A 17614-nucleotide genomic window follows, 5' to 3' on the forward strand; every position below is an offset into this window, starting at 1 on the left:
CGGCGGCTCGCGGCGGGAACGCCGGACGCGCGGCGGTCAGCCGCCCTGCCCCTCCTGCTGCGGCCCCTGGTCGACGGGGTCGTACTCGGTCCCGCGCCCCTGCTCCTCCTCCGGCAGCGGGACGTGCCGCTCGGTGCCGGCACCGTTCGGACTCGTCGCGACGTAGTCGGCCTCGCCGGACTGGGTGTCGTGGCTGAGCGGTTCGAGGGTCTCGGGATCGGGATCGCGCTTCTCGGTCATCGACCCCGTCTACGCCCCCGAACTGGGCGAGCGCGCACACCGGCCCGGTGGGACGATGAACGGGACAGCACGACGGGACCAGGAGTGCGCATGGCCGACGACGGCATCGCAGCGGAGCGGGCACGGCTCGAGGCGCTCGCCTGGGGTGGTACCGGGTCGGAGTCCGAGGCGGCCGAGGCACGCATCGCACTGCAGCGGCTCGCACAGGCCCGTCGCGGTGCGGGTGCGAGGACGAGCGCCGGGACGAGCCGGCCTGGAGGCACGCCCACATCGGTCACGCCCCGCGCCGCCGCCACGGGGTCGGCTCCACAGCGGTCCCGTGCGCCGTCCGCATCCGTCGCGCCGACGACGGGGCCGGAACCCGGAATGGCCCGGCCGGCCGGGACGGCCTGGCCGGGCGGGACGGCCGACGCGCACGCTGCCGTCCGGAACGACGGGACGGCCGACCGGCACGCTGCCCTGCCGGACGACGGGACGGCCGACGCGCGCGCTGTGGTGCCGGGGGAACGTCCAGGTCGGGGCGCGGACGGTGCACGCGACGACCTGCACGACGAGACCCTGTCCGACGGGGCCGAGCCGCGCCTCCAGGCCGATGCCGAACGATGGCAGACCCGTGTCCGACGCCTGCTCTGGACCACGCGGCCGCGCGTCTGGATCGCGCTCGGCGCGGCCGCCGCGGTGGGCGTCGCGTTCGCGGCCGGGACCGTGGTGGGGACGTCGCGGCAGGACCCGGCCGCAGCGCCGAGCGTCACGCCGACGGCCGGGACGATCACGCTCGAGGACCTGCTCGACGCGCCGCAGACGTACGCCGACCAGCTGCCGGGGCCGGTCGAGGCGCCGGTCAGCCTGCGGACCACGCGGCTCATCTTCACGAACCGGGCGCTGGACGGCAGCGCGTTCAACACCCCGTGGAGCGTGTGGGCCGGGGTCGGGACCGACCGCTCGACGATCTGCCTGGTGGCGACGGCGAACCGGATCCAGTCGACGTCCGCCTGCTACCCGAGGACCGACGCGCTGCACGGGTCGGTGTCGCTGTCGGCGCAGTCGACGAGCGGCACGCTGACCCTCACCCTGCGGGGCGGCGGTGTGCAGGGCACGGTGACGAACGAGAACTGATCGGGAATGCCCGCGTGGCACGTGCGTTGGAGCGCTCCGAGGAACTTCACGGCTGCGGCTCTCGCATCTGTTCGCCACTGCGTGCAACACTGGAAGAGCGCACTCGCCGTGGAGTCGTACCCACATCACCCATCCCACAGCGAGCGCGTATCGTCGATCGGCCCCGGCCGGTCATCGTCGTCGTGACGTCGACACCGACGCGTGCTCCACCGTGCCCCGGAGGAGGTCAGCAGCGTGTCCACCAACACCACCACCTCGGCCGTGTCGACCCACACGCGGCCGATCACCGTCACCAGCCAGTCCGTCGTCGGTATCGCCGTCCTCGGGCTCGCCACGTTCTTCGCCATCACGACCGAGCTCATGCCGGTCGGGCTGCTCGGCCCGATGAGCGCCGACCTCGGGGTCTCCGAGTCGACCATGGGCCTCGTCGTCACGGTGTACGCCGCCGCGGTCGCGATCCTCGCGCTCCCGCTGACGTCGTTCACCGCCCGGCTCCCCCGCAAGACCGTGCTCGTCGCCACCCTCGTCGGCTACACCGTGTCGAACGTGATGATCGCGCTCGCGCCGTCGTTCGCCGTCGTCTGCGCCGGCCGGATCGTCGGCGGTGTCGCGCACGCACTGTTCTTCTCGGTCGCGTCGGCGTACGCCACCCGGATCGTGCCGCCGCGCCTCGCGGGCCGGGCCATCGCGTTCGTGTACTCGGGCAGCTCGCTCGGCTTCGTCATCGGCGTCCCGGTGGCCACCTGGGTCGCGCAGTCCATCGGCTGGCGTCCCGCCGTCGGTGCCGTCGCCGTGGCCGCCGCCGGACTCGCCCTGGTCGCGCTCCTGTTCCTGCCGAGCGTGCGCGGTGCCTCGTCGCCGCACATCGGGTCGCCGCGGGCCTGGGCCCGGACCGGGCTGCTCTCCGTGGTGATCGCCGACCTGCTCCTGTTCGCCGGGCACTACGTCGTCTACACGTACATCGGCCCCTACGCTATCGACGCCGGGCTCGCCAGCGGCATGGTGAGTGGTGCGCTGCTCGTCCTGGGCGGCACGGGCGTCGTCGGGCTCTGGCTCGCCGGCATGTTCGTCGACCGGGCGCCCCGCCAGACGCTCGTCGCCTCCGTCGCCGTGATGGCCGCCGCCTTCGCCGCGCTGCCGTTCGTGCACGGGTCGCTGCTCGGCACGATGATCGTCGCCGGCGTCTGGATGGCCGCCAACGGCACCACGGGCACGCTCTTCATGGCCGCCGCGATCCGCACCGGCGGGGTCTCCCCCGAGATCGCCGGCGCGCTCATCAACGGGGCGTCCAACATCGGCATCGCCGGCGGAGCAGCGATCGGCGGACAGGCGCTCGGCGTCGTCGGGCTGCAGTTCATGCCGTTCGCGGGCGCCGCGATCCTGCTCGGGTCGCTCGGTGTCGTGCTCGTCGCGCGCCGGGGCTTCCCGGTGCACTCGCACACGCAGGAGCACCTGTCGACGTCGTCCCTCGAGGCCATCACCTCCTCGCTGGCGGTCGTCACGACGTCGGTGCCCGTCGTGAGCCGGGCGATCCAGACCCTGACCGGGTCCGTCTCGGTGGCGACCGGTTCGGTGCCCACGCGGCGCGGGCGCTGACGCGGCGCGGGCGCTGACGCGCGGGCGGGCGCTGACGCGCGGGCGGGCGGGCGACGCGGCGCACTCCGCCCCGCCGGCACCGCCGTGCGGTTCCGTGAGATCGCACTTCCGCGGTCTCAGAGCCCGCTCACGACCGCGCAACTGCGATCTCGGCGTGGGCGGGCGCCCGCGCACTGAGGCGGCCCAACGCGAGCGGCGGCCCGCCGTGCGCCGGCCCGTCCGATTCCGTGAGATCGCACTTAAGCGGTGACCGCACCCGCTCGAGACCGCGTAAGTGCGATCTCGGCGGACCCTGCCTGCGGGAGCCGCGGCGCGGCGGGTCAGTCCTGCAGGTGAGTGGTGCGGCGACGGTTGCGGACGGCCCGGAAGGTGAGCAGTCCGCCGCCGAGGAGCACGAGCACGCCCGCGGCGATGAGGCCCGGCGTCAGGTCGGCACCGGTGTACGCCAGGTCACCGCCGACGGTCGTCCCGCCGGTCGAGGACACCGGTGTCGTGCCGGAGCCACCACCGACCACCGGCGCGGAGGGCGACGGCGTCGGAGTCGGCGTGGGCGTCGGGGTCGGCGTGACCACGGCAGCAGGCACCGAGATCGCGATGGCCGGAGCCGCGCCCGAGTCCGGCGTCGTGATCGTCAGCGGGTCAGCACCGTCGACGGCGATCGTGTACTCGGTCGTCGGCTCGAGGCCGGTCAGGGTGAACGTGCCGTCCGGACCGGTCGTCGTGGTCACCGGGTCACCGGAGTCCGGGCCGGTCGGGGTCGCGACGACGCCGATGCCCGCGACGGGCTCGCCCTTCGTGTCCGTCACGGTGCCGGGCTGCTCGGTCGTGACGACGGCGGGTGCTGCCGGTGTCACGAACGGGAAGTCCGCCGTCGCCGAGCCACCCGCGACCGCGTCGACGCCCGGGGTCGAGGTCGCCCCGGTGGCGCCGTCGGCCGGTGCGGTCGTCCGGACGGTGTACGAGCCGGTGACCGTGGCGAAGGTGTAGCGCCCGGCGGCGTCGGTCGTGGTCGATGCGACGACGCCGGTGCCGTCGAGGAGTTCGACGACCTGCCCGGCCGGGACCGGTGAACCGTCGAGGGTGACCAGGCCGGTCACCGTCGCGATGACCGCGGGCGGTGCGACCACGGGGGCGAAGGGCGTGGGTTCGGCGTTCGCCGGACCGGTGGTGATCGGCGTCGGGTCTGCGCCCCCGATCGAGACCTGGAGATCAGTGTCAGCGGGAAGGTCGGACGCGGTGTACACGCCCTCGCTGTTCGTGGTGGTGTTGACGAGCGGCGTGCCGTCGTCGGGGTCGAGGATGATGATCGGGAGGTTCGCGACCGGATGCTGATCGGCATCGACCACCGTGCCGATCACCGACGTCGTGTCCTGCGGGGACGTGAACGTGAAGTCGGCGTCGGTGCGGTCGTTGCCGGTGATCGTCGTGTTGAGCGAGAGCCCGGTCAGCTGCGCGGACCCGGTCGCACCGTCCGGCGCGGAGATCGTCGCGACGTAGTCGTTGATCTGGGGCAGCGCGGGGAACGTGTACCGCCCGTCCGCGTCGGTGGTCGTCGTGTACTGCACGCCGCGCGGGGCGGTCACGGTGACGGTCGCCCCCGGGATCGGCGCACCGTCGAGCCTGGCGACACCGCTGATCGCAGCCGTCTTCACGGCGAACCACGTCTGGTAGACGGGGAACCCGCTGCGCTGCTGGTAGCTGATCGTCAGCGTCTTCAGCGACGCGGTCGGGCTGAACCAGGCGGTGGCGCCGGCGGTGTCCGTCGCCCCCGCGTTGCCGGTGAGGGTGCTGGTCCCCGCGTTCCAGGTCGGCGCGTCCTTGCCGGTAGTGCCGTCGGGGTCCGGGGGGCAGGACCAGCCGCCGGCCGTCGGTGCCTGGGAGCAGGAGTTGTACGAGCCCTGGTAGCCGAGCGCCGCCGCCGGGACGGGGTTCCCGTTCACGTCCGTCGCCGAGATCGTCGCCTGGTCCGCGTCGATGTCGCCGAGGACGAACGCCCACGAGCTCCCGCCCGGCGCCGGCTCGGCGAAGGTGTAGGTGGTGGTCGACGGCGAGGTCGCGTTGTCCGCGGCCGGTCGCTGGTTGATGTAGGTGGTGCCGCGGCTGGTGCCGTACCCGGCTGCGCCGACCGGGGTCCCGGCGGACTGCCACGTGGACGCCCCGCTGATCACGGTGGACTGCCGCGAGTTCGACGTGAACGTGGTCGCGGGGAACCCGGTCATCGTCACCGAACCCGTGTAGGCCTTGCTCGAACCACTGACCGTGAAGGTGCCCCAGTTCCCGGTCGGCGTCGCGGATGCGCCGGTGGCGCCCCCGACCGCCAAGCCGGCACCGAGGACGACCCCGGTGATCCCTGCGGTGATCGTGCGCCAACGCCGCATGTACTGCTCCCCGTGCTCCGTGCTCCGTGTGCCGCCCCGACGCGGCATCTCCCTGAGACTATCCGCAGAGCGCGCGGTAGGACCGGACCGAAACCGGTTCGTGACACGGGATGGGCAGCGCGACAGGTCAACGCTCGACGTGGTCGAGCAGCGCCTCCACCGCGGGTACCTGCCCGGCGACGAGCAACTCGCGAGCCTCGTCGACCGCGACCCAGCGGGCATCGTCGACCTCGGGGACGTCGATGAACCGGCCCGATCCACGCGGGAGCTCGAGTCGGACGGTGTTCGACCGGACGGCGTCGACGGTGAACTCCGGCGCCGACACCGCGAACACCCGAACGCGCTTTCCGGATGCCTGCCGGTGCTCGCCGAGGTCGATCGTCGGACCGGAGGGCGCCGGGACGCCGATCTCCTCCGCGAACTCGCGGCGTGCGGTCTCGAGCAGGTCCTCGTCCCCCTCGACGAGCCCCTTCGGGATCGACCACGCCCGCGGCCGTCCTCGCCAGAACGGCCCGCCCATGTGCGCGATCCACACCTGCACCCCGGCCTCGTCGACCCGGTACAGCAGGAGTCCCGCGCTGAGCACCACGGGTCGAACCTACCCGCGCCGGGGCTAGCCTCGCGGCATGCAGCAGCTCGTGCTCCGCGACGGACGGAGGATCCAGATCGACGACACCGGTGCCGACGACGCGGGTGCCGACGAGACCGATGCCGACGACACGGGTGCCGACGACACCGCCCGGACGGGGCGACACGGCCCCACGCTCGTCTGGCACCACGAGACCCCGCACACGGGCCGCATCCTCGCCCCGATCCGGGACGCGGCCGCCGCTCGCGGCCTCCGCGTCATCGCGCTCACGCGCCCCGGTTTCGGCGGTGCCGACCCGCAGCCCGGTCGCGACGTCGCCTCGGGTGCGGCCGACCTGACCGAGGTCCTCGACGCACTCGGCATCGACCACGTGGTCACCATGGGCGGCTCCGGCGGCGGCCCGCACGCCCTCGCCGCCGCAGCGTTGCTGCCGGATCGCGTCCACGCGGCCGCGGTCTTCGCGTCGCCCGCGCCGTTCCAGGACACGCCGACCTGGTGGGACGGCATGGCCGACGACGGCGGCCTCCGTTCGGCACGGGTCGGACGGGAGGCGCGGATCGCCTGGGCGGGCACCGCCCGTTTCGTTCCCGACCAGTTCGTCGACGTCGACTGGGCCGCCCTGGAGGGGGACTGGGCCGCGCTGGGTCGTGACGCGACCGCGGCGGGTGGGACGGGCCTCCAGGGCGCTGCGGACGACGACGTGGCGTTCGTGACGGACTGGGGGTTCTCCCTGACCGACGTGCGCTGTCCGGTGCTGGTCGCGCAGGGCGGACGCGACCGCGTCGTCCCGCCGTCGCACGGGCGGTTGCTCGCGGCCGGGCTGCCGGAGGCGACCCTCGACGATCGCCCCGGCGACGGGCACGTCTCGGTGCTCACGGGGGTTCCCCAGGCGATGGACTGGCTGGTGGCCGCCGCGCGGGAGTAGTTTGCACCGCAAGGAGCGCCATGGCGACGCCCCCGGAGGACCCCGGACGAGGAGGTCGATCGGGATGGACGAACGGTGGACGACGGTCACGCTGGCGGCTGACGCAGCACGACCGCACGAGGAAGCGATGCAGTGGGTCGCGGCCCGCACCGGAGCGGGCATCGAGCGGATCCGGGTCATCGGCGTCGACCCGGCCATCGAGGCCCGCGTCGGCAAGGACGGCAAGCGCGTCGTGGACGCCATCGCGGACTCGGCCCGGGCGGCCCTGCCGGACGCGACCGTCGAGGTCCGCCGGCACGCCGGTCCGTTCGCGACGGCGCTCGTGGAGGAGTCCGACGACGGCGACCTGCTCGTCATCGGGACCTTCCGGAGCCGCCGCGGCTCGACCGCGGGCGGCGATCCGGCGCGCATCGCCGCGCGTGCGGCGGTGCCGACGGTGATCGTGCCGGAGGGACCGCACCCGATCGAGGGCGACGTCGTCCTGGCGGTCGAGGAGCCGATCGACGAACGCGCGGTCTCGATCGCCTGCGAGGAAGCACACCGGCTGCACCGCCGGGTGACGCTGCTGCGGGCGTGGGAGATGCCGGTGTGGACCCGGACCGGGCTGACCGACTTCGCCGAGGACCCGCTGCGGTGGCGGACGAGCAACGCCGAACTGCTGCAGCGCGTCACGGCGGAGCTCAGCGCCCGGCACCCGGACGTCCGGTTCCACCCGCTGCTCGTCGAGGGGCACCCGGGGCACGCGATCGCCTCGCACACGCGGCGGGCCTCCCTCGTGGTGCTCGGCCGCGGGCACGTCCGGGCACTGTCCGGGTCGGTGCTCCACGACGTCCTGCGGGAGACGGTCTCACCGGTGTGCGTCGTGCCGCCGGCCGCGCACAGCGATCCCGTCGAGGTCAGCGCCTGAGCGATCGCGTGTCGACGGGGCGATCGATCGCCGGGCGGCGCACCGAGGGGACGATCGATCGACGGGACGGCGCACCGCCGGGTCGGCGGTCGTCCGCTCAGCCGGCGAGGTCGCGGGTCGCCGCCGCCACCCGCTTGGTGAGGTAGGCCACGCCCCGCGTGTTCGGGTGCAGTGCGCCCGGTTCGAGGTCGATGCGCCGCAGGTCTCCGGTGCCGTCGAGCGAGACACCGGACACGTACGGCTTCCCGGTCGCACACGCCGAGTGCGCCTGGGTGCTCGAGAACACGTCGACGAAGCGGACCCCGGCTGCCCGGGCGGCGGCCTTCGACACGTCGTCGAGGTCCTGCTGGACGCCGTGCAGGTAGCGGACGTCGGTGTTCGTGAACGGGTACGAGTTCGACGGGAACGACCCGGTCAGGGTGCCGAGGTCGAGCGCCGACCGGAAGCACCCGCCCTTCGGGGTGTGATCGGCGTCGGGGAAGATCGCCGGGTAGCCGAGGAAGACGATCACCGCGTTCGGTGCGGCGGCCTTCACCTGCGCCAGGGTGTCGGCGATCCCGAGCGCCACGCGGGACGCGATCTTCGCGCCGAGCTGGTCGACCCCGTCGGACACGAGGGTGCTGCGGCACGACGGGGCGTCACGGCCGGAGAACACCGGCCCCTTCGCGGACAGCGCGAGGCAGGACGCCGCGGTGCCGAACAGGTCGGCGTCGTTCCCGCCGATGGTCAGCGTCACGAGGCGGGTGCGGTCGGACAGGGAACGGATCTGCGGGGGGACACCCTTGAACTGGAAGCCCGAGGTGACGTCCTTGCTCGTCGCACCGCCGCACGTGACGTCGGTCAGGGCGAGCCCGAACCGCGCGGCGATCCGGTGCGGGTAGTCCTGGCCGGACTGCCCGCAGGCGCTGGTCGGCAGCCGTGTCGGATCGGAGAGGCCGTAGCCGGCGGAGTACGAGTCACCGAGGGCGACGTACTCGCTGCCCACCGGGATGTCCGCGAGGGTCTCCTCCGGGTCACTCGTCGAGGGGTACGGCGCGGGCACCGGCCACATCGGTGCGGCGTCGGCGGCGGACGGCCCGGTGACGAGCGTGCCCGCGAGCACGGCGGACACCGCCACCACGGCGAGCAGCGTCGAGCGGACGGAGCGGAGCAGGTTCGGCCTCCAGGGACGGGTCGGTCGGACGGACCAGGCTAACGCGTCCGGCCGGGCGCCAGGTGCGCACCGGCCGGAGGCCCGCCACGTCGGTCCGTCAGCGGCGACCCAGGCGGCGCTCTCCCCCGCTGCCCGTCGTGTACTGCAGGCCGTAGTGCTGGAACAGCTCGGGTTCGAGCGAGGCGTCGAGCTCTCCGTCGCTCGCGATCGTCGGGGCGGCCTTGACGAGCTTCTTCGGGTACGCCACACGCAGGTGCTTCGGGGCGACGAGCGCGCCCGCGAGGGGGACGAACAAGAGCTTCTGGAAGCCCATCACACCGGTCGTCACCGCACCGAACGCCGGCTCCGAGGTCGCCGTGTCGTAGTAGATGCTCTCGAGCGTGCCGACCTTGTCGTCGGACTCGTCGACGACCGGCAGGCCGATCCAGTCCCGGATGTTCGCGGCTTCGAACACGTGTGCCTCCTCGTGCGGGCCCGGTGCGTCCGGGTCGCGCACCGACGACGCTACCGGGAGCAGGGGTCGTCGGTCACAGCGCGGCGGCGCCCGGCACGCCCGCGACGGATGACGACGGGCTGCCGGTGCCGACCCCGAGTCCGTCGACGGCGGCGAGCACGTCCTCCGGGCCGATCGCCAGCAGCGCCGGGTCCGGGTCCTCGGCGAAGACGTCCCCCCGCCGCACCGACGCGTCGGTGAGGACGACGTGCGGACCGGACGCGGGCGGTCCCCACGCCTCCGGCGGCGCCGGACCGAACACGACGACCGACGGGATGCCGTAGGCCGAGGCGAGGTGCGCCGCACCGGTGTCCACCGTGACGACGAGTCGGGCGGCGGCGATGACGCCCGCGAAGGCCTGCAGGTCCAGCGCACCCGCGAGGACCGCCTCCGGCGGCAGCCCGGCGGCCTGCGCGACCGCACCGGCGCGCACGACGTCGTCCACGCCTCCCGTCAGGACCACGTCCAGACCGCGCTCCCGCAGCCCGCGCACCACCTCGGCGAAGCGATCCGTCGGCCAGTGCCGCGCACCGTGGAAGGCACCGACGTGCACGACCGCGGCGCCCTCGACGGCGGGTGCTCCCGCGGGCCGGGCGATGCCGACGTCGTCCGGGTCCGCGGGGATGCCGTGCCAGTCGAGCAGCCGCGCCCAGCGCTCGCGTTCGTGCACGTCGTCGGGCCACGGCGGGCCGGGGAAGTCGTGCGACGGATCCGAGTGGCCGATGACCCGTCGGGCGCCCAGTGCGGCCACGAGGTCCGACGACTCGGGCCCGGCGCCGTGCAGGTTCACCGCGACGTCGACCGCGCCCGCGGGAGCAGCGATCGCGTGGTCGAGGCCGTGCTGCGCGAGGTGCACGTCGACGTCCGTGACCAGCTCCACCACCGGCGCCAGCCACGCCGTCGTCGCCAGCGTGATCCGGTGGTCCGGGAACGCGCGGCGGAGGGCGTGCAGGGCGGGGACGGCGACGAGCAGGTCGCCGAGCTTGATGGCACGGAGCACGAGCAGGTCGGGGCGCCCGTCGGAGGGCGGCAGGGTGTCGACAGCGGTCACGGTCTGGACGGTAGACGTCGACGCCCGTCCGGCCGTCGAGGGACGCGCTCCCCGGCTGTTCCTGTGGCGGTCCTCGGCTCCTCCCCGGTAGTCGGGGAGCATGGCCCTCGCTCCCGACCGCACCGTGCGCGGTCTCCTCTTCGACCGCGACGACACCCTGGTGATCGACGTGCCGTACAACGCCGACCCGCACAAGGTCGTGCCCGTGCCCGGCGCCCACCGAGCGGTCGAGCGCGCCCGGGCTGCCGGGCTGCGCCTCGGGGTCGTCACGAACCAGTCGGTCATCGCGAGGGGCATGGCGACCCGCGAGGAGGTCGACGCGACGAACGCCCGCGTCGACGAACTCGTGGGACCGTTCGACGTCTGGTGCGTCTGCCCGCACGACGCCGACGACGGGTGCGCCTGCCGGAAGCCGCGGCCGGGCCTCGTGCTCGAAGCGGCCGAGCGGCTCGGGATCGCGCCGGAGGAGCTCGTCGTCGTCGGGGACATCGGTGCCGACGTCGGGGCGGCGGCTGCTGCCGGTGCCCAGGGGATCCTCGTGCCGACGCCGCGGACCCGGCGGGAGGAGATCGACGACGTGCCGACGGTGGCCGCGTCGCTCGACGAGGCCGTGTCGCTGGTGCTCGAACACGCCGACGCGGTCCGGTCGTGAGCGGAGCCGCGCAGCCGCGCGCTGCGGGCGCCGACAGCGCGCTGCCGCGCCGCCCACGCGTCCTCGTCGTCCGGCTCGACTCGTTCGGGGACGTCCTGGTCGCCGGGCCCGCCGTCCGGGCCGTGGCCGCCGGCGCCTCCCACGTCACGATGCTGTGCGGGCCGCAGGGCGCCCCCGCCGCCGACCTCCTGCCCGGGGTCGACCGCGTGCGGGTGTGGGCAGCACCGTGGGTGACCGAGACGGCCCGGCCGATCGACGACGCCCTGCTGGACGAGTTCCGTGCCCTGATCGCGGAGGAGCGTCCGGACGAAGCGGTCGTCCTCACCTCCTTCCACCAGTCCCCGCTGCCCGTCGCGCTGCTCCTCCGCCTCGCGGGTGTCCCCCGGGTCTCCGGCGCGAGCGTCGACCACCCCGGCTCGCTCCTGGACGTCCGGCTCCGCCCCGGCGAGGACCTCCCCGAGGAGATCCCCGAAGCGGAGCGTGCGCTGCGGATCGCCGAGGCTGCCGGGTTCCGGCTGCCGCCAGGGGATGCCGGGAGGCTCGTGGTGCGTCGCGACGCCGCCCCGCCCCCGGTGGTGGCCGGCCTGGGCAGGTACGTGGTCGTCCACCCCGGCGCGAGCGTTCCGGCACGGTCGTGGCCGGAGACACACCACCGAGCGCTGGTCGCGGAGTACGGCCGCCGCGGTGTCCCCGTGGTCGTCACGGGCTCCCCCGGTGAAGCGGCGCTGACCGCGGCGGTGGCGGGCGGCACCGGGATCGACCTGGGCGGACGGACCACGCCGGCGGAGCTCGCCGAGGTGCTCGCCGGTGCCGAGGTCGTCGTGGTCGGCAACACCGGGCCGGCGCACCTCGCCGCCGCCGTCGGGGCGTCGATCATCAGCCTGTTCTCCCCCGTGGTCCCCGCCGTGAAGTGGGCGCCGTACGCGCCGTCCGAGGACCTGCCCCCGCTCGTCGAACTGCTCGGTGACCAGGCGGCTCCGTGCCGTCTCAGCCGTGCCCGGGAGTGCCCGGTGCCGGGCCATCCGTGCCTGTCCGGAGTGCGCGTCGAGGACGTCCTGGAAGCGCACGAACGGCTGCTGGACCGCGCTTCGCGGATCACCCCGAGAAGTCTGCGGAGCACCCCAGAAGGTGCTGCGTAGCGTGCGCCACTGCTTCTCCTCCTGCTTCTCCTGCTCCTGACCCATCGACCGAAAGGCACTGCATGCGGATCCTCGTGTGGCACGTGCACGGCGGCTGGATGGACGCCTTCGTCCGCGGCCCGCACGAGTACCTCATCCCGACGACCCCGGCGCGCGACGCCTGGGGCCTCGGCCGTGGCGGGCGCGCCTGGCCGGACAGTGCGATCGAGATCGACCCGGCGGACGTCGCCGACGCCGAGGTCGACGTGGTGGTGCTCCAGCGCACCGAGGAGCTCGAGGAGGCCCGGCGGCTGCTGGGCGGCCGAGAGGTCCCGATGGTCTTCGTCGAGCACAACGCCCCGCGGGTCGACGTGCCGAACGGCCTGCACCCGTTCCGGGACCGCGACGACCTCGTGATCGCGCACGTGACGCACTGGAACGCGCTGATGTGGGACACCGGATCGACCCCGACCACCGTCGTCGAGCACGGCGTCGTCGACCCCGGCCCGCTGTACACCGGCTCGCTCGAACGGCTCGGCGTCGTCATCAACGAGCCCGTCCGCCGGAACCGCGTCGTCGGCACCGACCTGCTCCCCCGCTTCGCCGAGGTCGCCCCGGTCGACGTCTGGGGCATGGGCACCGACCGGCTGCCGGAGCTGGGCTTCGGCGACCGCGTGGTCCCGCTCGGCGACGTCCCCGCCGACCCGATGCACGCCGCCCTCGCCGAACGGCGGGCGTACGTGCACCCGAACCGCTGGACCTCCCTCGGCCTCTCGCTGATCGAGGCGATGCACATGGCGATGCCGGTGCTCGTCCTGGCGACGACCGACGCGGTCCGCACGGTGCCGGACGGTGCCGGCGCGATCGCGACGGACGTCGAGGAGCTGGTCCGCGCCTCCAGGACACTGCTGGAGGACCCCGAGGAGGCGCGACGACGGGGTGCCGTCGCCCGGGAGGCCGCGCTCGCGCGGCACGCGCTCGGCCGGTTCACCGCCGACTGGGACGACCTGCTCGACGACGCCGTCACGCGCGGTACGCGACGGAACCATGCGGCCGGAGCCGCGCTGGAAGGGAGTCTGCGATGAGGATCGCGATGGTGTCCGAGCACGCGAGCCCGCTCGCCGTGCTCGGCGGAGTGGACGCCGGTGGACAGAACGTCCACGTGGCCGAGCTGTCCGGCGCCCTGGCCGACCGCGGCCACCGGGTCACCGTCTACACGCGCCGCGACGACCAGAGCCAGCCCGTGCGGGTCCTGCTCCGGCCCGGCGTCGAGGTCGTGCACGTCGACGCCGGCCCGGCTCGCCCGGTGCCGAAGGACGACCTGTTCCCCTACATGGGGACCTTCGCCTCGGTGCTCGCCGCCGAGTGGTTCATCGACCGGCCCGACGTCGTGCACGCCCACTTCTGGATGTCCGGGCACGCCGCCCTCGACGCCGTCGCCCAGGTGCAGGCCCGCACCGGCGGCGTCCGGATCCCGGTCGTGCAGACCTTCCACGCGCTCGGCGTCGTGAAGCGCCGCCACCAGGGCGCCGCGGACACCAGCCCCGCCGAACGCGAGTGGGTCGAACCCGCGGTCGGGCGGAGCGTCGACCAGGTCGTCGCGACGTGCTCCGACGAGGCGTTCGAGCTGAAGGCCCTCGGTGTGCCGCTGCACCGCATCTCCGTGGTGCCGTGCGGTGTCGACACGTCGCTGTTCCAGCCCGCGGGCCAGGACTCGTCCGGTGCGGACCGTCCGGTCGAGGAGCGCGGGCGCACGTCCCGCATCCTGACCGCGTCGCGCCTCGTGCGCCGCAAGGGCGTCGGGACGACCATCGCCGCGCTGGCCGCCCTCGTCGAGGAGGGCCGTGACGTCGAGCTCGTCGTCGTGGGCGGTGCCGGAGTCGCCGGTGCCGACCTGGCGGACGACCCGGAGTACCAGCGGCTCGACGCCTTGGCCCGGTCGCTGGGCGTCCGTGACCACGTGACCTTCCGCGGGCAGCTCGGCCAGCACGACATGCCGGCCGTGTACCGCAGCGCCGACGTCGTCGTGTGCGCCCCCTGGTACGAGCCGTTCGGCATCGTCCCGCTCGAGGCGATGGCCTGTGGGCGACCCGTCGTGGCCTCGAGCGTCGGTGGACTCATCGACACCGTCGTGGAGGACGCCACCGGGCTGCACGTCACACCCCGCGACGAGCAGGCCGTGGCCGCCGCGGTCGCCGCGCTGCTCGACGACCCGGAGCGGCGGGAGGCCCTCGGGCGTGCCGGTCGGAAGCGTGCCGAGACCCGGTACACGTGGCAGAAGGTCGCCGCGGACAGCGAGCGCGTGTACGAGCGGCTGATCGCCGGAGCGACCGGTGCGACGGCCGTGGCCGGTGTGGGCGGCGTCGCCGCGGGTTCCGCCACGGGCACGACGGCGCGGGCCGGACGCAGAACCCGCACGACCCACACCACCGAGAGGACCGCACGATGACCATCGAGCAGCAGACCGGCACCATCGGCGAACAGACCACCTCGGACAGCGCACGGGTGGTGCTCGACCACGTCGCGGCCTCCGTCCCGGTGATCGCGTCCCTCGTGGACCACAAGGACCACATCGGCGACTGGGCGGACGACATCGCCGCTCGGCTCGTCGCCGGACGTCGCCTGCTGGCAGCGGGCAACGGCGGGTCGGCCGCGGAGGCGCAGCACCTCACCTCGGAGCTCACCGGCCGCTTCGACGGGGACCGCCCGGCGTACTCGGCGATCTCGCTGCACGCCGAGTCCTCCGCCGTCACCGCGATCGGGAACGACTACGGCTACGAGGAGGTGTTCGCCCGGCAGGTGTCGGCGCATGCCCGCGCCGGGGACGTCGTGGTCCTCCTCAGCACGAGCGGGAAGAGCCCGAACCTGCTCCGCGCCGCCCAGGCCGCGCAGGCCGTCGGTGCCCGGACGCTCGCGATGACCGGACCACGGCCGAACCCGCTCGCCGAGGCGGTCGACGACGCGATCTGCATCGAGGGGCCCTCCGCGAACGTGCAGGAAGCCCAGCTCGTGCTGGTGCACGCCCTCTGCCGTGCGATGGAGCCGGCACTCCGTCGCGGGGGTCGTCGGTGACGCGCGGGACGCCGGCGGTGGTCTCGAGCGCTCCGGCAGCCACCGGTCGGCGCGCTACGGCCGCACCCCGACGCCTCCGCATCGCCGTCGTCGGGGACACCCTGCTCGACGTCGACGTCTCGGGGACCAGCGAACGACTGAGCCCGGACGCCCCCGTCCCCGTCGTCGACGTCCGCACCGACGACCGTCGAGCCGGCGGTGCCGGTCTCGTCGCGACGATGCTCGGCCGCGACGGCCACGAGGTCACCCTCGTCACGGTGCTCTCCGACGACGCCCACGCCGCCGAGATCCGCGACCTGCTCCCCGACGTCACCGTCGTGGCCGGACCGTCCGGCGTGGCCACGCCGGTGAAGACCCGCGTCCGGGTCGCCGACCACGCGCTCGTCCGTATCGACGAGGGGTGCGCCACCCCGCCCGTCCCCGACGTCACCGACGCCATGACCGCCGCACTCGAGGACGTCGACGCGATCGTCGTCGCCGACTACGGCCGCGGTGTCGCTGCCGCACCCGTCCTGCGCGAGGCCCTCGCCCACGCCGCCACCCGCATCCCCGTGGTCTGGGACCCGCACCCGAAGGGCGCCGTCCCCGTGCCGGGCATCACCGTCGCGACACCGAACGCCGCCGAGGCCCGACGCTTCAGCGAGGCCACCGGCGAGGGTGTCCCCTTCGCCACCGAGGCCGCGGCAGCGCTCGTCGACGCCTGGCAGGTCGGCGCGGTCGCCGTCACGCTCGGCGACCGCGGTGCCCTCGTCGCCAGCACCCGGGAGGGCAACCGCTTCGTCCCGGCGCCCTCGGTGACCGCGGGTGACCCCTGCGGTGCCGGTGACCGACTCGCCGCCGGGGTCGCCGTGGCCCTCGCCCACGGCGCCGATGTGGCCGAGGCGGTCAGCGCCGGTGTGACCGCGGCGAGCGAGTACCTCGCCGCCGGTGGCGTCACCGCACTGTTCGCCGACGAGGGACCCGCACCGGTCCGCGTGCCCGGAGCCGACCGCGACGCGATGCGCGTCGTCCACGACGTCCGGAGCGCCGGCGGCACCGTCGTCGCCACCGGTGGCTGCTTCGACCTGTTGCACGCCGGGCACGCGCGCACCCTGTCAGCAACACGTGCGCTCGGCGACTGCCTGGTCGTCTGCCTGAACTCCGACGACTCGGTCCGCGCGCTGAAGGGACCCGACCGGCCGATCATGGGCCAGGACGACCGCGTCGAGCTCCTGCTCGCGCTCGACTGCGTCGACGCCGTCGTCGTGTTCGACGAGCAGACGCCCGACGAGGCCCTCCGCCGGTTCCGCCCGGACGTCTGGGCGAAGGGCGGCGACTACACGGCGGCCGAGCTGCCCGAGACGGCCACGCTCGCCGAGTGGGGCGGCCGTGTCGTCACGGTGCCGTTCCACCCCGGCCGGTCGACGACCCGCCTGGCCGCGGCGCTCGAACACGTCGGCTGACGGCGCGCCCCGCGCAGCCCACCACACCCCAGTCCCTACGGAAGGAAGTCCATGCCCGTCCCCACCACCCCCATCGGCCGTGTCCTCGTCACCGGCGGCGCCTCCGGACTCGGCGCGGCGGTCGTCGCCGCCGTCACCGAGGCCGGCGGCACCCCGATCGTCCTCGACCTGCGGGTCGACGCCGTGCCGGACGGCCTCGACGCCGTCGCGGTCGACGTCACCGACACCGAGGCGACGGAGCGGGCGGTCCGCGAGGCGGCCGAACGGCACGGCGGCCTCGACGCCGTCGTGACCGCGGCGGGCATCGACAAGCCGGCCCCGATCGGCGGCATCTCGTCCGGCGACTGGGAGCGCATCGTCGGTGTGAACCTGCTCGGCACCGCCGCGGTGGTGCGCGCCGCCCTGCCCGCCCTCGAGGCGACGCACGGCCGCGTCGTCACCATCTCCTCGTCACTCGCCCTCCGCGGTGTCGGCGACGGCACCGCTTACTCGGCGTCGAAGTTCGGCGTCCGGGGGTTCTCGCAGGCGCTCGCGGCCGAGACCGGCGGTCGCGTCGGCGTCACCAACGTGATCCCGGCGGGGATGCGCACGAACTTCTTCGCCGACCGCACCGAGCAGTACAAGCCGGGTCCGGACGCGCAGCTGATCGAGCCGGAGTACGTCGCGAACGCGATCCTGTTCGCGCTGTCGCAGCCAGCCGGGTGCGAGATCCGGGAGCTGTCGATCATGCCGGCGACGGAGCCCAGCTGGCCGTAGGCGGGGTGGCGAACCGCGCACGGTGCGCGGTTGGTCGGGTGGTGCGGCGCTGCAGCGCCGCACCGGGCGCGGAACCGCGCACGGGGTCGCGAGGCGCGCACGGTGCGGCCGGGAGGCGCGGTGCCC

General features: G+C 74.4%; 17 protein-coding genes. 11 read left to right on the forward strand and 6 right to left on the reverse strand.

What is annotated here, in order from left to right; genetic code table 11:
• Positions 1 to 36 precede the first annotated feature (36 nt).
• The gene (locus BLT36_RS15565; RefSeq protein WP_092096460.1) at positions 37 to 240 is read right to left on the reverse strand and encodes a hypothetical protein; all 204 of its coding nucleotides are present in this window, start codon (positions 238 to 240) and stop codon (positions 37 to 39) included.
• Positions 241 to 330: 90 nt separating this feature from the next.
• Between BLT36_RS15565 and BLT36_RS15570 the strand changes: the two genes are divergently transcribed.
• Both BLT36_RS15570 and BLT36_RS15575 read left to right on the forward strand, forming a co-directional pair.
• On the forward strand, positions 331 to 1356 hold the full coding sequence (locus tag BLT36_RS15570; RefSeq protein ID WP_092096461.1) for a hypothetical protein: 1026 nt from the start codon (positions 331 to 333) through the stop codon (positions 1354 to 1356).
• 234 nt (positions 1357 to 1590) lie between these two features.
• Entirely contained in the window at positions 1591 to 2952 is a 1362-nt protein-coding gene (locus BLT36_RS15575) for an MFS transporter (protein WP_139166488.1), read from the forward strand.
• A gap of 320 nt (positions 2953 to 3272) precedes the next feature.
• Here BLT36_RS15575 and BLT36_RS15580 read toward each other — a convergent pair whose 3' ends face one another.
• Together BLT36_RS15580 and BLT36_RS15585 are read right to left on the reverse strand one after the other, a co-directional pair.
• Positions 3273 to 5330 (reverse strand): carboxypeptidase regulatory-like domain-containing protein, encoded by a 2058-nt coding sequence (locus tag BLT36_RS15580; protein ID WP_139166489.1) that lies wholly within the window; start codon positions 5328 to 5330, stop codon positions 3273 to 3275.
• A gap of 127 nt (positions 5331 to 5457) precedes the next feature.
• A complete protein-coding gene (locus tag BLT36_RS15585; RefSeq protein WP_092096467.1) occupies positions 5458 to 5919 on the reverse strand; it encodes an NUDIX hydrolase in 462 nt (153 codons plus the stop codon).
• Between the two features lie 37 nt (positions 5920 to 5956).
• Between BLT36_RS15585 and BLT36_RS15590 the strand changes: the two genes are divergently transcribed.
• Both BLT36_RS15590 and BLT36_RS15595 read left to right on the forward strand, forming a co-directional pair.
• The gene (locus BLT36_RS15590; RefSeq protein WP_092096469.1) at positions 5957 to 6844 is read left to right on the forward strand and encodes an alpha/beta fold hydrolase; all 888 of its coding nucleotides are present in this window, start codon (positions 5957 to 5959) and stop codon (positions 6842 to 6844) included.
• A gap of 64 nt (positions 6845 to 6908) precedes the next feature.
• Positions 6909 to 7751 carry a universal stress protein gene (locus BLT36_RS15595; RefSeq protein ID WP_092096471.1) on the forward strand — a complete coding sequence of 281 codons (843 nt, stop codon included), beginning with the start codon at positions 6909 to 6911 and terminating at the stop codon, positions 7749 to 7751.
• A gap of 97 nt (positions 7752 to 7848) precedes the next feature.
• Here BLT36_RS15595 and BLT36_RS15600 read toward each other — a convergent pair whose 3' ends face one another.
• The 3 genes from BLT36_RS15600 to BLT36_RS15610 all read right to left on the reverse strand — a co-directional run bounded on the left by BLT36_RS15600 (position 7849) and on the right by BLT36_RS15610 (position 10448).
• Entirely contained in the window at positions 7849 to 8871 is a 1023-nt protein-coding gene (locus BLT36_RS15600; RefSeq protein ID WP_092096473.1) for an SGNH/GDSL hydrolase family protein, read from the reverse strand.
• A gap of 130 nt (positions 8872 to 9001) precedes the next feature.
• On the reverse strand, positions 9002 to 9358 hold the full coding sequence (locus BLT36_RS15605) for a PRC-barrel domain-containing protein (protein ID WP_092096590.1): 357 nt from the start codon (positions 9356 to 9358) through the stop codon (positions 9002 to 9004).
• A gap of 73 nt (positions 9359 to 9431) precedes the next feature.
• A complete protein-coding gene (locus tag BLT36_RS15610) occupies positions 9432 to 10448 on the reverse strand; it encodes a glycosyltransferase family 9 protein (RefSeq protein WP_092096475.1) in 1017 nt (338 codons plus the stop codon).
• A 100-nt stretch (positions 10449 to 10548) separates the two neighbouring features.
• Between BLT36_RS15610 and BLT36_RS15615 the strand changes: the two genes are divergently transcribed.
• The 7 genes from BLT36_RS15615 (at position 10549) to BLT36_RS15645 (ending at position 17488) form a co-directional block, all read left to right on the forward strand.
• Positions 10549 to 11100, forward strand: a complete 552-nt coding sequence (locus tag BLT36_RS15615; RefSeq protein WP_092096477.1) for a D-glycero-alpha-D-manno-heptose-1,7-bisphosphate 7-phosphatase — start codon at positions 10549 to 10551, stop codon at positions 11098 to 11100.
• Positions 11097 to 12239 (forward strand): glycosyltransferase family 9 protein, encoded by a 1143-nt coding sequence (locus BLT36_RS15620; RefSeq protein WP_254787687.1) that lies wholly within the window; start codon positions 11097 to 11099, stop codon positions 12237 to 12239. The genes BLT36_RS15615 and BLT36_RS15620 overlap by 4 nt, the downstream gene beginning before the upstream one ends.
• 62 nt (positions 12240 to 12301) lie before the next feature.
• Positions 12302 to 13303, forward strand: a complete 1002-nt coding sequence (locus tag BLT36_RS15625; RefSeq protein ID WP_092096478.1) for a glycosyltransferase — start codon at positions 12302 to 12304, stop codon at positions 13301 to 13303.
• A complete protein-coding gene (locus BLT36_RS15630) occupies positions 13300 to 14667 on the forward strand; it encodes a glycosyltransferase (RefSeq protein ID WP_092096480.1) in 1368 nt (455 codons plus the stop codon). The genes BLT36_RS15625 and BLT36_RS15630 overlap by 4 nt, the downstream gene beginning before the upstream one ends.
• Positions 14664 to 15290, forward strand: coding sequence for a D-sedoheptulose-7-phosphate isomerase (locus BLT36_RS15635; RefSeq protein ID WP_092096481.1), 627 nt, complete (start codon positions 14664 to 14666; stop codon positions 15288 to 15290). The genes BLT36_RS15630 and BLT36_RS15635 overlap by 4 nt, the downstream gene beginning before the upstream one ends.
• A gap of 17 nt (positions 15291 to 15307) precedes the next feature.
• A complete protein-coding gene (locus BLT36_RS15640; protein WP_092096593.1) occupies positions 15308 to 16732 on the forward strand; it encodes a PfkB family carbohydrate kinase in 1425 nt (474 codons plus the stop codon).
• Between the two features lie 51 nt (positions 16733 to 16783).
• The gene (locus tag BLT36_RS15645; protein ID WP_092096483.1) at positions 16784 to 17488 is read left to right on the forward strand and encodes an SDR family oxidoreductase; all 705 of its coding nucleotides are present in this window, start codon (positions 16784 to 16786) and stop codon (positions 17486 to 17488) included.
• The last annotated feature ends 126 nt before the right edge of the window (positions 17489 to 17614 follow it).

This window comes from Curtobacterium sp. UNCCL20 (assembly GCF_900101675.1).
Taxonomy (GTDB): domain Bacteria; phylum Actinomycetota; class Actinomycetes; order Actinomycetales; family Microbacteriaceae; genus Curtobacterium.